Here is a 13078-nt window from a genome sequence, read left to right as displayed (position 1 = left end):
ACGATGAGTGGCCGGCCCGTCCTACCGCACACGAGGAGAATCGCTGTGAACCGGTTTCTGACCCTACTGACCACCTGCGCGATGGTCCTGGGCCTGACGGCCCTGTTCGGCCCCCAGGCGGTGGCCGTCGCCGGATGCAGGGCCGACCACATGGCCAACGGTGTCGCCTGTACGGGCTCCGTGGAGGAGCCCCCGCCCGTCGACCCGCCCGCACCGGGCACCGGAACCCCCGTGGACATCAACGGGAAGCTCCACGTCTGCGGCGTGCACCTGTGCAACCAGTACGACCGCCCCGTCCAGCTGCGGGGCATGAGCACCCACGGCATTCAGTGGTTCGGCAAGTGCTACAACGCCGCATCCCTGGACGCCCTGGCACAGGACTGGAAAGCGGACCTGCTGCGTGTGGCCATGTACGTCCAGGAAGGCGGCTACGAGACCGACCCGGCGGGCTTCACCGGCCGGGTGAACGGCCTCGTCGACATGGCCGAGGCGCGCGGCATGTACGCCATGGTCGACTTCCACATCCTGACGCCGGGCGATCCGAACTACAACCTCGACCGGGCCAAGACGTTCTTCGCATCCGTCGCGGCCCGCAACGCCGACAAGAAGAACGTGATCTACGAGATCGCCAACGAGCCCAACGGAGTGGGCTGGACGGCCATCAAGGACTACGCCGAGCAGGTCATCCCGGTGATCCGGGCCGCGGACCCGGATGCCGTCATCGTCGTCGGCACCCGCGGCTGGTCCTCACTGGGCACCTCGGACGGCTCCAACGAGAACGAGGTCGTCGACAACCCCGTCCGAGCGGACAACATCATGTACGCCTTCCACTTCTACGCCGCCAGTCACAAGGACCCCTACCGCGCCACGCTGAGCCGCGCGGCCTCCCAACTGCCACTGTTCGTGACCGAGTTCGGCACGGTGAGCGCCACCGGTGGGGGAGCGATGGACCAGGCGAGCACGACGGCCTGGCTGGACCTGCTGGATCAGCTGAGGATCGGCTACGCGAACTGGACCTACTCCGACGCGGACGAGAGCAGCGCGGCCTTCAGGCCGGGCACCTGCAACGGCGGCGACTACAGCGGCAGCGGGGTGCTGACCGAGTCGGGGGCGCTGCTCAAGAACCGCATCAGCACCCCCGATTCGTTCCCCACCGGCTGACCTGCCGGCCAGGGCGGGACGGGTGCACGGACCCGGCACATCCGCGTGCGGACGGGCAGCCGATGAGCTGCCCGTCGCTCCGGGCGGCACGAGCCGTGGAACGCTGCCCCCACCCGCCCGCGGACTGCGGCGCTTCACCGGCACGGGCCATGGCCCCGCGCAGTGCTCAGCTCCCGGGCGGTGGCGCCGTGCTCTTGCGTACGACCAGGCTCGTGGCCAGCTCCAGCCGCGTGGACACCGGTTCCTGGGCCCGTAGCCGCATCAGCATCTGCGCGGCCTCCTCCGCCATCTGGCGCAGCGGCTGGTGGACCGTGGTCAGGGCCGGGCTGGCCCAGCGGGCGATGGACACGTCGTCATAGCCGACCACCGAGAGGTCGTGGGGGACGCGCAGGCCGTGCACCCGGGCGGCTTCCAGTACGCCGAGCGCCTGGAGATCGCTGCCCGCGAAGATCGCGGTGGGCGGCTGGGGGCGGGACAGCATCTCGGTGGCGCGGTCGTATCCGCCCTCCACATGGAAGTCGCCGAACAGGATGAGTCCGGGGTCCACCTCCAGCCCTGCCATGGTCATCGCCGACCGGTAGCCGTCGAGCCGGGCGCGGGAGCAGAGCATGTCCTCGGGTCCGGTGATGACCCCGATGCGCTGGTGCCCGCACTCGATGAGGTGGCGGGTGGCGGCCAGTCCGCCGTTCCAGTTGGCGGAGCCGACCGAGGGGACGTCGGGGTCGGGGTCGCCTGCCGGGTCGATGATGACGAACGGGATCGAACGAGCCCTGAGCTTCTGTTTCACTTCGCCGGGCAGGGCGGAGAAGACAAGGACGACACCGAGCGGCCGCCGCTGGAGCATCGCCTCCATCCAATCGGGGCTGGGCGAGTGACGGGTTCCGCTTTCGGTGAGGACGACGCCGGCGCCGTGGGCCTTGGCGACGTTCTCCACTCCCCGGATCAGCTCCATCGCCCAGATGCTCTCCAGCTCGTGGAAGACGATCTCGATGAGCGGCGCCTCGCTGGCCGACCGGGTGGTGCGTCGGTACGCGTGGGCCTCCAGGAGACGCTCCACCTTGACCCTCGTGGGGGTCGCCACGTCCTGACGTCCGTTGAGGACCTTCGAAACTGTCGAAATGGAGACGCCGGCCCGCTCGGCCACTTGAGCCAGGGTGATGCGGCCCATTTTCTCGTCATCGCGCATGGCGAGGAGCATAGGGCACAAGGCAACTGCCGCCCAGGCGTAACGCTTTGATAACGCGATGACTGAGGGTTGACCCCTTGAGACGGGGAGTTCTAGCGTCCCGACCCAGGAAGTTTCGATCGCTGTTCCGAAATAGTTTCGAGAGGTGTATCGATGAAGCAACGTGCACGGTTCTCGCGGACCGTTGCCGTCGGCGGTGCCGTGCTTTCCCTGGCGTTGTCCCTTTCCGGATGCGGAGGAGACTCCGATGCGGCCGGCGACGACACCATCCACGTCCTGGTCTACGGCGATGCGGCGAACAAGGTGGAGAAGGAGATCGTCGCCACCTTCAACAAGACGTCGAAGGTGAAGGCGGTCCTGGACACGGTGCCGGGCGCCGACTACCAGGCCAAGCTGCAGACGATCATCAACAGCAAGCAGGCGCCGGACGTCTTCTTCAACTGGGGAGGCGGCAGCATCAGGCCGTTCGTCGACGCCGGCCTGCTGCTCCCGCTGGACCCCTTCATCGCCAAGGATCCCGACCTCAAGGCGAAGTTCCTGCCGTCCGTGTTCGACAGCACCGTGGTCGACGGCACGTCCTACGGAATACCCATGCGCGGTACGCAGCCCGTGCTGCTGTTCAACAACGGCAAGGTCCTCAGGAAGGCGGGCCTCGAACCCCCGAAGACCTGGGACGACCTGCTGGCGGCGGTCAAGGCGCTGAAGGCCGTAGGTGTCACCCCGATCGCCCTGGGCGGAGGCGACCGGTGGCCGACGCTGATGTGGTTCGAGTACCTGTACGACCGCATCGCCGGCCCGGAGCTCATCCGGAAGGCCCTGGGCGGCGACCGGGACGCCTGGGCGAGCCCGGACAGCCGGAAGGCCCTGAGCAGGATCAAGGAACTGGTGGACGCCGGAGCCTTCGGCACCAACTTCGATTCGGTGAAGTTCACCGACCAGGGTTCCGCCACACTCCTGGCGACCGGCAGGGCCGGCTTCGAGCTGATGGGCTCGTGGGAGTACTCGACGCAGCAGGACACATACCCCGAGTTCGCGAAGAGCGACCTCGGATACAGCGCCTTCCCCTCCGTCGAAGGCGGCAAGGGCGACCGGGCGAACGTCGTCGGCAACACCAACAACTTCTACTCCGTGCTGAAGAAGACGAAGCACCCGCAGGCGGTCGCCGCGTTCCTGAAGCTCATGTACTCGGAACAGTTCGTCAAGGCGCAGCTCGCCGTCGGCAACCTGCCGACCACGACCAACACCGAAGGCTTCCTGGACGCCGCCGCCAGCCCCGGGTTCGCGAAGTTCCAGTACGACCTGGTCAAGGCGGCCCCGGCGTTCCAGCTCTCCTGGGACCAGGCGTACCCCCAGTCGGCGGCCACCACGATGTACCAGTCCCTCCAGCAGTTCTTCAACGGCTCGATGGACGAGAACGCGTTCATCAAGGCCATGCAGGCGCTGCCGACCTCGTGAGCCCACCGAGATCCGGACCCGGAACAGATGACATGACCCGAACCGCACCTCCCCCCGCTGACGGCGACACGGGCAGGAGAGCCCGCTCTTCCGGGAGCGGAGCGAGCCGCCCGGGATTCCTCTGGGCGGTCCCCGCCGCCGTCTTCTTCGGCTTCTTCGCCATCGTCCCGCTCCTCATGGTCGCCGTACTCTCCTTCGCCGGCTGGGACGGTCTGAGCGACCCGGAGTTCGTGGGTCTCGACAACTGGAAGACGCTTCTCGACGACCCCGTCGTGATCAAGAGCCTGTGGCTGAGCGTCCTGCTCACCGTGCTCGGGGCCGCCGTCCAGACCCCGCTGAGCATCCTGCTCGGGGTCTGGGCGGCGGGGCACCAGCGCAACCGGGCCTTCCTGTCCGCCATCTACTTCGTCCCGATGCTGCTGTCCGTCGCGGCGGTGTCCGTGCTGTGGCGCGCCGTCCTGGACCCCAACCTCGGTGTGCCCGCTCAAGCCACATGGCTGTTCGGCGACGGCAACCTGTTCGGGAAGCAGGCCACCGCGATCGGCGTCCTGGTCTTCGTCAGCACCTGGCAGTTCACCCCACTGCACACGCTGATCTACCAGGGCGCGGCACGTGCGGTGCCGCCGGTCCTCTACCAGGCGGCGCAGATCGACGGCGCGGGCACGGTACGGCAGTTCTTCCACATCACGCTGCCGCAGCTGCGCAACTCGATCATCACCTCGGTGATCCTGATGGTGGTCGGCGGACTCACGACCTTCGACACCGTGCTCATCCTGACCCAGGGCGGACCGGGGAGCGACACCACCATCAGTGCGTACTACATGTACCAGAAGGCGTTCAAGAGCTTCGACTACGGAGCGGCGTCCACCATGGCTCTCCTGCTGGTCCTCGTCTCCACGGTCATCTCGCTGATCATGGTGCGGCTCTCGGGTTACGACAGGATGCGCAGCACCATGGAGGGACTGTGAGGAAGAACCGTCCCAACTACTCCGCCGGCTTCGGCTCGCTGGTCTGGCTCCTCGTGGTGGGGCTCCCGCTGTACGTGATGCTCGTCGCCACGTTCCAGACACGCCCCGACTACGCGGCGAACGGCCCGCTGTCCTTCCCCGGGCACTTCACGCTCGACAACTACGTCGACGACCTCAACAGCGGCTTCGCGCAGTACTTCCTCAACACCGTCATCGTCACCGTGTGCGTGGTGGGCATCGTCCTGCTCCTCGTCCCGCCGCTGGCGTACACCATCGTCAGGAGCCAGGGCCGCGCAACCACCACGGTCTTCCGGCTGTTCCTCCTGGGCCTGGCGATCCCCTCGCAGGCGGTCATCGTCCCGATGTTCTTCGTCATCAGCGAGGCCGGTCTCTACGACAACCTGATCGGCGTCATCCTGCCGACGGCAGCCTTCGCCATGCCGGTGTGCGCGTTGATCCTGACAGGCGTGATGCGGGACATCACCCCCGATCTGTACGAGGCGATGACCATGGACGGCGCCTCGTCCCGGCGGGTCTTCTTCCAGCTGGTGCTGCCGCTGTCCAGGAGCGGGATCTCGACGATCGTCGTCTTCTCCGCGCTCCAGGCGTGGAACGGCTTCCTCTTCCCCCTCGTACTGACGCAGTCGGCGCAGACCAAGGTGATCACCTTGGGACTCTACGACTTCCAGACGGAACACGGAGTCGACACCCCGGGGCTGCTCGCCGCCGTCGTCCTGTCCATGCTCCCCATCCTGATCGTCTATCTGTTCGCACGTCGTGCCCTGGTGCAAGGGCTGATGGGAGTGGGAGGAAAGTGACCGCCAACATCGACAACGCCGGCGCGCGGACACCCGCCGGGACCACCGGAACCGGGGCGCCGGTGACCGGCGCCCCGAACCACCTCACCGGGCCCTGGCGCGATGCCGCCCTCGCTCCCGAGGCCAGGGCCGACGCCCTGATCGCCGCCATGACCCTCCGGGAGAAGGTCGCCCAGCTCTTCGGCGTCTGGGTGGGCGCGTCCGACGAAGGTGCCGAAGTCGCGCCGTTCCAGCACGACATGGAGGAGGCCGTCGCCCTCGACGACCTTCTCCCGCACGGCCTCGGCCAGCTGACCCGCCCGTTCGGAACGGCCCCGGTCGACCCGGCCGTGGGCGCCCTCTCGTTGTCGCGCACCCAGGAGCGCATCGCCGGGGCGAACCGGTTCGGCATACCGGCGATCGCCCACGAGGAGTGCCTCGCGGGCTTCGCCACCTGGGGCGCGACCGCTTACCCGGTGCCGCTGTCCTGGGGCGCCACCTTCCATCCGGAGCTGATTCGTGAGATGGCCGCCGCGATCGGCCGTGACATGCGCTCCGTCGGCGTGCACCAAGGGCTCGCCCCCGTCCTCGACGTGGTACGCGACGCGCGCTGGGGCCGCGTCGAGGAGACGATCGGCGAGGACCCGTACCTGGTGGGGACAGTCGCCACCGCCTACGTGCGAGGACTGGAGTCGGCCGGGGTCGTCGCCACACTCAAGCATTTCGCCGGGTACTCCGCCTCACGGGCCGGCCGCAACCTCGCCCCCGTCGGCATGGGGGCGAGGGAGAGGGCCGACATCATCCTGCCCCCGTTCGAGATGGCCGTACGCGAGAGCGGCGTACGGTCCGTCATGCACGCCTACACCGACACGGACGGCATCCCCTCCGCGGCCGACCGGCCGCTGCTCACCGGTCTGCTCCGCGACACCTGGGGCTTCGGCGGGACCGTTGTCGCGGACTACTTCGGCATCGCGTTCCTGAAGACGCTGCACGGTGTGGCGGGGACCTTCGGGGATGCGGCCGGCACCGCACTCGGGGCCGGTGTGGACGTGGAGCTGCCGACCGTCAGGACGTTCGGCGCCCCGCTGACCGACGCGATCGCCGAGGGCGCCGTACCGGAGGCGCTGGTGGATCGCGCGGTACGCCGAGTCCTCGTCCAGAAAGCCCAGTTGGGGCTGCTGGACGCGGACTGGAGGCCGGTGCCGCCGGTGCTCGCCGCGGCCTCCGGCACGGACCGCTCGGCGGACGGGAACTCGGAGGCGCTGCGCGGGACCGTCCGTCTCGACACCGACGGGAACCGCGCACTCGCCCGCCGCGTCGCCGAACAGGCCGTCGTGCTCCTGCGCAACGACGGCACCCTGCCCCTGGCGGCGGACGCGGCCGCCGGAGCCCCTGCCCGGATCGCACTCATCGGGCCCAACGCCGACACCCCGACGGCCGTCCTCGGCTGCTACGCCTTTCCCGTCCACGTCGGGGGCCAGCACCCCGGGACCCCGCTCGGCATCGAACTGCCCACCCTGCGCGAGGCGTGCGCGGCCGAGTTCCCCCACAGCGAGATCGTCACCACGCGGGGCGCGGACATCGACGGCCCGGACACCGGCGGGTTCGGCGAGGCCGCCGAACTGGCCAGGAGCGCCGACCTCGTGATCGTCGCACTCGGCGACCGGGCCGGTCTCTTCGGGCGCGGCACGAGCGGGGAGGGCTGCGACGCGGAGGACCTGGCGCTCCCCGGCGTCCAGCAGCATCTGCTCGACACCCTCCTCGACACGGGCACCCCCGTCGTCGTCACCCTGCTCGCCGGACGTCCCTACGCCCTCGGACGGGCGGCGGACGAGGCAGCCGCGATCGTGCAGTCGTTCTTCCTCGGCGAGGAGGGAACGAGGGCCATCGCCTCGGTGCTCAGCGGCCGCACCGAACCCTCCGGCCGGCTGCCCGTCAGCGTGCCGCGCCACCCGGGCTCCCAGCCCTCCACGTACCTGGCGGCCCGGCTGGGCCACTCCAGCGACGTTTCCAGTGTCGACCCGACCCCGGCGTTCGGGTTCGGCCACGGTCTGACGTACACCGCCTTCGAATGGGGCGACCTCGTCGTGGAGCACGGGCAGGCTTCGACGGACGGGGAGTTCACGCTCTCCTGCACCATCCGCAACACCGGTGCCCGGGAGGGGACCGAAGTGATCCAGGTGTATCTGCACGACCCCGTCGCCTCCGTGGTCCAGCCCGTTCAGCGCCTCATCGGATATGCACGCCTCGACCTGGGTCCGGGACGGGCGGCCAGGGTGCGGATGACGGTCCCGGCGGACCTCGCGTCCTTCACGGGCCGCGACGGCCACCGGATCGTCGAGCCGGGCGATCTCGAACTACGGCTGAGTGCGTCGAGCACCGACCCGCGCCTCACGGCCCGGGTCACGCTCACCGGGCCGGTGCGGACGGTCGACCACACCCGTCGGCTGCACATGAGCACCGCGACGGAGGTCCTCATGGAGGCGCCGTAGTGCGGCGCGCACAGGCCGGCAGGGCGCTACGCTCAGGATGAGGAGCAGGCGCTGACGGCGGGCGACGCCGTGTCAGCGGTCTCCAGGACACATCAACTCCAGCCTCGGCACTGAGGATTCCCCAACGGTGACTCTGGGCGAGGATTGCAGCGGCGATGACGGTCGTGCGGTTGGGGCTGCAGTGGGCTCGGCCGAAGCTCCGCCAGGACTTCAGCCTTGCCCACCCGCGATTCCGCGCACCGCCGTGTGTCCGCACCAGGCGGTGCCGTTCGCGTCAGCCGTCGGCCGGCTGGGCGGTCGAGCCGCGCACGACGAGTTCCGGCTCGAAGAGGAGCTCGCCCGGGTGATTGTGGACGCCGCCCTGGATCTGGGCGCACAGCAGGTCGACCGCTGCCCGCCCCATCGCCTCGATGGGCTGCCGCACCGTCGACAGGGGCGGATCCGTGCAGTTCATGAACAAGGAGTCGTCGAAGCCGACGACCGACAGGTCGTGGGGGACGGCGAGCCCGCGCCGGCGCGCTGCCCGGATGACGCCCAGGGCGAGCGGGTCGCTGCCGCACACGACGCCGGTCACCCCGCGTTCCAGCAGGCGCGTACCCGCCGCCTGGCCGCCCTCCAGCGAGAAGATCGACCGCTCGACGAACTCGTCGGCCAACTCCGTACCCGCGGCCCGCGCCAGAGCACGGGCCGCGTCCAGCTTGCGGCGCGACGGGGCGTGGTCGCGCGGGCCGAGCACGAGACCGATGCGCCGGTGCCCGAGCGAGGCGAGGTGGCGCCATGCCTGCTCGACGGCGACGGTGTCGTCGCACGCGACGCACGGGAAGTCGAGGCCTTCGGCCATCGCGTTGATGAGGACGACCGGGATCTTCCGCTCGGCGAGCAACTGGTAGTGGCCGTGCGGCGCGTCGCCCTGCGCGAAGAAGCCGCCGGCGAAGACCACTCCGGAGACCTGCTGCTGGAGCAGTAGGTCCACGTAGTCCGCCTCGGCGGCCCCGCCTTTGGTCTGCGTGCACAGCACGGGGGTGAGCCCGCGCTGTGCCAGCGCGCCCCCGATCACCTCCGCGAGCGCGGGGAAGATCGGGTTCTGCAGCTCGGGTATGACGAGGCCGACGAGACGGGCACGCTCACCGCGCAACTGCGTCGGCCGTTCGTAGCCGAGGACGTCCAGCGCGGTGAGGACGGACTGCCGTGTTGCCTGGGAGACACCGGGCCTCCCGTTGAGGACACGGCTGACCGTCGCCTCGCTGACTCCCACCTTCTTGGCAACTTGAGCAAGTCGTCGTGTCATGAGCGCAAGAATAGCGCAAATGCTGTACATATTTTGCGTTCGGTCATGACTGGATCCGCAGCCACGCCGAGGTGTCGCCCGGCAGCCGCCCCTGCTCGTCGAGCGGCCCGCTGGCCAGGACCAGCCGCTCGTGGGGCGGGAGATCCGTGGGCCGATCGGCAAGGTTCACCACGCAGACCAGGCCGTCCGTGCGCGCGAAGGCCAGCACCCCGTCCGGCGACGGCAGCCAGGTCATCGGTCCGTCGCCGAAGCCCGGGAGGGTCCGGCGCAGCAGCAGCGCCCTGCGGTACAGGGCGAGCATCGAATCCTGGTCGTCCTCCTGGCGGTCGACGGCGTAGCGCGCCCATGCGGCGGGCTGCGGCAGCCAGGGTTCGCCGCGCGAGCCGAAGCCGTACGCCGGGGCACTCGCGTCCCACGGCAGTGGCACCCGGCACCCGTCGCGGCCGGGGTCGGTGCCGCCCGAGCGGAAGTGCATCGGGTCCTGGACGCGGTCGAGCGGTATCTCGGCCTCGGGGAGGCCGAGCTCCTCGCCCTGGTAGAGGTAGACCGAGCCGGGCAGGGCGAGGGTGAGCAGGGCGGCGGCGCGGGCCCGCCGGGTGCCCAGGGCGAGGTCGGTGGGGGTGCCGTAGGCCTTGGCCGCGAAGTCGAACCCGGTGTCGGCGCGGCCGTAGCGGGTGACCGTGCGGGTCACGTCGTGGTTGCACAGGACCCAGGTGGCCGGGGCTCCCACCGGGGCGTGTTCGGCGAGGGTGTCGTCGATGGTCCGGCGCAGCCGGTCGGCGTCCCACGGGCAGGCCAGGAAATTGAAGTTGAACGCGGTGTGCAGCTCGTCGGGGCGCAGGTAGCGGGCGAAGCGTTCGGCGTCGGGGAGCCACACCTCGCCGACGAACACACCGCCGTACTCGTCGGCGATCGCGCGCCAGGAGCGGTAGATGTCGTGGAGTTCGTCCTGGTCGATGTAGGGGTGCGGGTCGGTGCCCTCGACGAAGTCGGGCAGGTCCGGGTGTTTGGCGGGCAGGGCCGCGGAGTCGATGCGCACCCCGGCCACACCGCGCTCGAACCAGAACCGCAGGATGTCCTCGTGCTCGCGGTGGACTGCGGGGTGGGCCCAGTTGAGGTCCGGCTGTTCCGGGGTGAACAGGTGGAGGTACCACTCGCCGTCCGGAACCCGGGTCCAGGGGATCCCGGAGAACTGCGACGGCCAGGTGTTCGGCGGGATCTCTCCGTGCTCGCCGCGGCCGGGCCGGAAGTGGAAGAGCTCCCGCTCGGGGCTGCCGGGTCCGGCGGCCAGCGCGGCCCGGAACCACGTGTGCTGGTCGGAGACATGGTTCGGGACGATGTCGACGATGGTCCGGATGCCGAGGTCGGCGGCCTCCGAGATCAGTTTCTCGGCCTCCTCGATGGTGCCGAAGGCCGGGTCGATGGTCCGGTAGTCGGCCACGTCGTAGCCGCCGTCCACCAGTGGGGAGAGGTACCAGGGCGTGAACCACACCGCGTCGACACCGAGTTCGGCGAGGTACGGCAGGCGGGCGCGGACGCCTGCCAGGTCCCCGGCACCGTCTCCGTCCCCGTCTGCGAAGCTCCGGGGGTACACCTGGTAGATGACGGCGTCGCGCCACCAGTCATCGGCACGGAACGAGGGAGACGAGGGAACAGCTGCCACGGGGTGGTCCTTTCGCGGGCAGAGGGGACTCCGGCGCCGGCCGGTGCGGGGCACGGGGAGGAGGACCGGCGGCGGAGTGCTTCGTGGTGGTGGCGGGTGCGGGCCCGGTCAGCCCTTGAGGCTTCCGGCGGTCAGGCCCGCCATGATGCTGCGCTGGAAGAAGAAGAACACGATGATCATCGGGACGCTCGCTATCACGAGCCCGGCCATGATCTGGTTCTGTGTCACGGCTCCCGCGGTCTGGGACAGGCCCACGCTGATGGTCATCTTCTCGCTGTCGGGAAGGACGAGCAGCGGCCAGACGAAGTCCTTGAAGACCGCGACGACGGTGAAAATGGAAACCACCCCGAGGATGGGCCGGGAGATCGGCAGGATGATCGACACGAGGACGCGCCAGGGCGGCACGCCGTCGATCTCCGCCGCTTCCAGCAGTTCGTTCGGGATCGAGTCGAAGAAGCGCTTCAGCAGGAAGACGTTGAATCCGTTGGCGGCCACCGGGAACCAGATCGCCCAGGGCGTGTTGAGAAGATGCCAGCCGAGGAGCGGAACGTCGGTGACGGTGATGTACGCCGGGATCATCACGACGATCGGCGGGATCATCAGCGTGGCCAGCATGCCCGCCAGGATGACGTTGCCGAAAACGGGGCGCAGTTTGGACAGCGCGTAGGCGGCGAAGACGTCCACCGCGAGCGCGAACAGCCAGGCCCCGACGGCGTAGAACAGTGTGTTCTTCAGCAGCGTCCCGATGTCGAAGAGCTCCCAGGCGTCGGCGAAGACGGAGAAGTCGGGTGCTTCGGGGAACAGGCTGGGCGGCATCCGGGCGATTTCCTCGCCCGTCTTCATCGCCCCGGTGACCATCCAGTACAGGGGGAAGACGAACACCAGGGTGAACACGACCACGACGGCCGTGAGCAGCGTCCAGTAGAGCCTCCGGCCCCACGGGGACTTCAGCTCCAGCGGTGAGACGATGGTCCGTTCGTGGCCGTCGGCCCAGGAGCCCCGGCGCTTGCGCGGCTTCTCCGGCATCCCGCGCCGCGGGGGCGGTACCGGCTTCGTGCTTCCCGTCGCCCTGCCGGGGCGGGTGGCTGCGTTCAGCATGGCCTACTTCTCCTCTCGGGTCAGGCGGAGCTGGAACGCGGCGACCGCCAGCAGGACGACCATGAGCATCAGGCCGAGCGCGCTGCCGGCCCCGTAGTTGCCGCCGTAGACGAAGGCGTACTGGTACATGAGGTAGACGACGGTGACCGTGGCGTTCTCCGGACCTCCGCCGGTGAGCATGTACGGCTCGATGAACACCTGCATGGTGGCGACCAGCTGGAGCATGAGCATCAGCAGCAGGATCAGCCGTGTCTGAGGAATCGTGACGTGCCGGATCCGCTTGACGATGCCGGCGCCGTCCAGCTCCGCGGCCTCGTACAGGTCACCCGGGATGTTCTGCAGCGCCGCCAGGTAGATCAGCACACCGGACCCGAGGTTCATCCAGGTGGAGACGATCACCAGGGAGATCAGCGCGGTGCTGGTGGAATCCAGCCATGCCAGGGGCGGCAGACCCACGGAGTCCAGCATCTGGTTGAAGAGGCCCGGCCCCGGATCGTAGAACCAGCGGAACAGCAGCACCGAGACGATCGGCGGCAGCATCACGGGCAGGTAGACCACGAACCGCAGGTACGCCCGGGCGTGCCGCAGCTCGTTCAGCACGATCGCGACGGCGAACGGCACCACGTAGCCGCAGACCAGGGCCAGCAGCGTGAACACGAGGGTGTTGCGCCAGGCCTGGCCGAACGCCGGATCGTCCACGACCGTACGGAAGTTATCCCATCCCACCCACGAGGGCTCGTCGACGAGATTGGTCTGCTGGAAGCTCAGCAGGACTTCCTTGACGATCGGCCACCACGCGAACATCGCGAAGCAGAACAGCGCGGCGCACAGGAATCCGTACGCCGTCAGATTCCGCCGTGCCGCCCGGCGGCGCTTCGACGGCGGCCTGCCGCGCCGCGGCACGGCAGGGCGGTGCTGCCGTGACGGCGGCGGCTCCATCGTGACTGTTTCCATTGTGATCTCCCGTTCC

General features: G+C 69.2%; 10 protein-coding genes. 5 read left to right on the top strand and 5 right to left on the bottom strand.

Annotated features, from left to right (window positions below):
- Positions 1–45: 45 nt before the first annotated feature.
- Positions 46–1161 (top strand): glycoside hydrolase family 5 protein, encoded by a 1116-nt coding sequence (locus tag ACIQGQ_RS32620; RefSeq protein ID WP_402402836.1) that lies wholly within the window; start codon positions 46–48, stop codon positions 1159–1161.
- 166 nt (positions 1162–1327) lie between these two features.
- Here ACIQGQ_RS32620 and ACIQGQ_RS32615 read toward each other — a convergent pair whose 3' ends face one another.
- A complete protein-coding gene (locus tag ACIQGQ_RS32615; protein WP_402402833.1) occupies positions 1328–2359 on the bottom strand; it encodes a LacI family DNA-binding transcriptional regulator in 1032 nt (343 codons plus the stop codon).
- 141 nt (positions 2360–2500) lie between these two features.
- Here ACIQGQ_RS32615 and ACIQGQ_RS32610 point away from each other — a divergent pair, with 141 nt between their 5' ends.
- Genes ACIQGQ_RS32610 through ACIQGQ_RS32595 form a run of 4 tightly spaced genes read left to right on the top strand, consistent with a single transcriptional unit; the run spans position 2501 to position 8059 of the window.
- The gene (locus ACIQGQ_RS32610) at positions 2501–3802 is read left to right on the top strand and encodes an ABC transporter substrate-binding protein (protein WP_402402831.1); all 1302 of its coding nucleotides are present in this window, start codon (positions 2501–2503) and stop codon (positions 3800–3802) included.
- Between the two features lie 32 nt (positions 3803–3834).
- Entirely contained in the window at positions 3835–4770 is a 936-nt protein-coding gene (locus ACIQGQ_RS32605) for a carbohydrate ABC transporter permease (protein WP_402402828.1), read from the top strand.
- Positions 4767–5588 (top strand): carbohydrate ABC transporter permease, encoded by an 822-nt coding sequence (locus ACIQGQ_RS32600; RefSeq protein ID WP_402402825.1) that lies wholly within the window; start codon positions 4767–4769, stop codon positions 5586–5588. Before ACIQGQ_RS32605 ends, ACIQGQ_RS32600 begins: the two co-directional genes overlap by 4 nt.
- Positions 5585–8059 carry a glycoside hydrolase family 3 N-terminal domain-containing protein gene (locus ACIQGQ_RS32595; protein ID WP_402402822.1) on the top strand — a complete coding sequence of 825 codons (2475 nt, stop codon included), beginning with the start codon at positions 5585–5587 and terminating at the stop codon, positions 8057–8059. The genes ACIQGQ_RS32600 and ACIQGQ_RS32595 overlap by 4 nt, the downstream gene beginning before the upstream one ends.
- A gap of 274 nt (positions 8060–8333) precedes the next feature.
- Here ACIQGQ_RS32595 and ACIQGQ_RS32590 read toward each other — a convergent pair whose 3' ends face one another.
- The 4 genes from ACIQGQ_RS32590 to ACIQGQ_RS32575 form a co-directional block, all read right to left on the bottom strand.
- A complete protein-coding gene (locus tag ACIQGQ_RS32590; RefSeq protein WP_402402820.1) occupies positions 8334–9347 on the bottom strand; it encodes a LacI family DNA-binding transcriptional regulator in 1014 nt (337 codons plus the stop codon).
- A gap of 43 nt (positions 9348–9390) precedes the next feature.
- Positions 9391–11010 carry a glycoside hydrolase family 13 protein gene (locus ACIQGQ_RS32585; RefSeq protein WP_402402817.1) on the bottom strand — a complete coding sequence of 540 codons (1620 nt, stop codon included), beginning with the start codon at positions 11008–11010 and terminating at the stop codon, positions 9391–9393.
- 108 nt (positions 11011–11118) lie between these two features.
- Complete coding sequence (locus ACIQGQ_RS32580) at positions 11119–12036, bottom strand: carbohydrate ABC transporter permease (protein ID WP_402402930.1); 918 nt, start codon at positions 12034–12036, stop codon at positions 11119–11121.
- A 75-nt stretch (positions 12037–12111) separates the two neighbouring features.
- Positions 12112–13062, bottom strand: a complete 951-nt coding sequence (locus ACIQGQ_RS32575; protein ID WP_402402814.1) for a carbohydrate ABC transporter permease — start codon at positions 13060–13062, stop codon at positions 12112–12114.
- Positions 13063–13078: the final 16 nt, after the last annotated feature.

Source organism: Streptomyces sp. NPDC092952 (genome assembly GCF_044754785.1).
GTDB lineage: Bacteria > Actinomycetota > Actinomycetes > Streptomycetales > Streptomycetaceae > Streptomyces.
Note: the sequence above shows the minus strand (reverse complement) of the source record. Positions and strands in the feature narration are given on the sequence as shown.

Excerpts from the sequence above, each read along its gene's own strand:
- ACIQGQ_RS32615 (WP_402402833.1), bottom strand. The coding sequence starts at position 2,359 with ATGCTCCTCGCCATGCGCGATGACGAGAAAATGGGCCGCATCACCCTG.
- ACIQGQ_RS32610 (WP_402402831.1), top strand. The coding sequence starts at position 2,501 with ATGAAGCAACGTGCACGGTTCTCGCGGACCGTTGCCGTCGGCGGTGCC.
- ACIQGQ_RS32605 (WP_402402828.1), top strand. The coding sequence starts at position 3,835 with ATGACCCGAACCGCACCTCCCCCCGCTGACGGCGACACGGGCAGGAGA.
- ACIQGQ_RS32590 (WP_402402820.1), bottom strand. The coding sequence starts at position 9,347 with ATGACACGACGACTTGCTCAAGTTGCCAAGAAGGTGGGAGTCAGCGAG.
- ACIQGQ_RS32580 (WP_402402930.1), bottom strand. The coding sequence starts at position 12,036 with ATGCCGGAGAAGCCGCGCAAGCGCCGGGGCTCCTGGGCCGACGGCCAC.
- ACIQGQ_RS32575 (WP_402402814.1), bottom strand. The coding sequence starts at position 13,062 with ATGGAAACAGTCACGATGGAGCCGCCGCCGTCACGGCAGCACCGCCCT.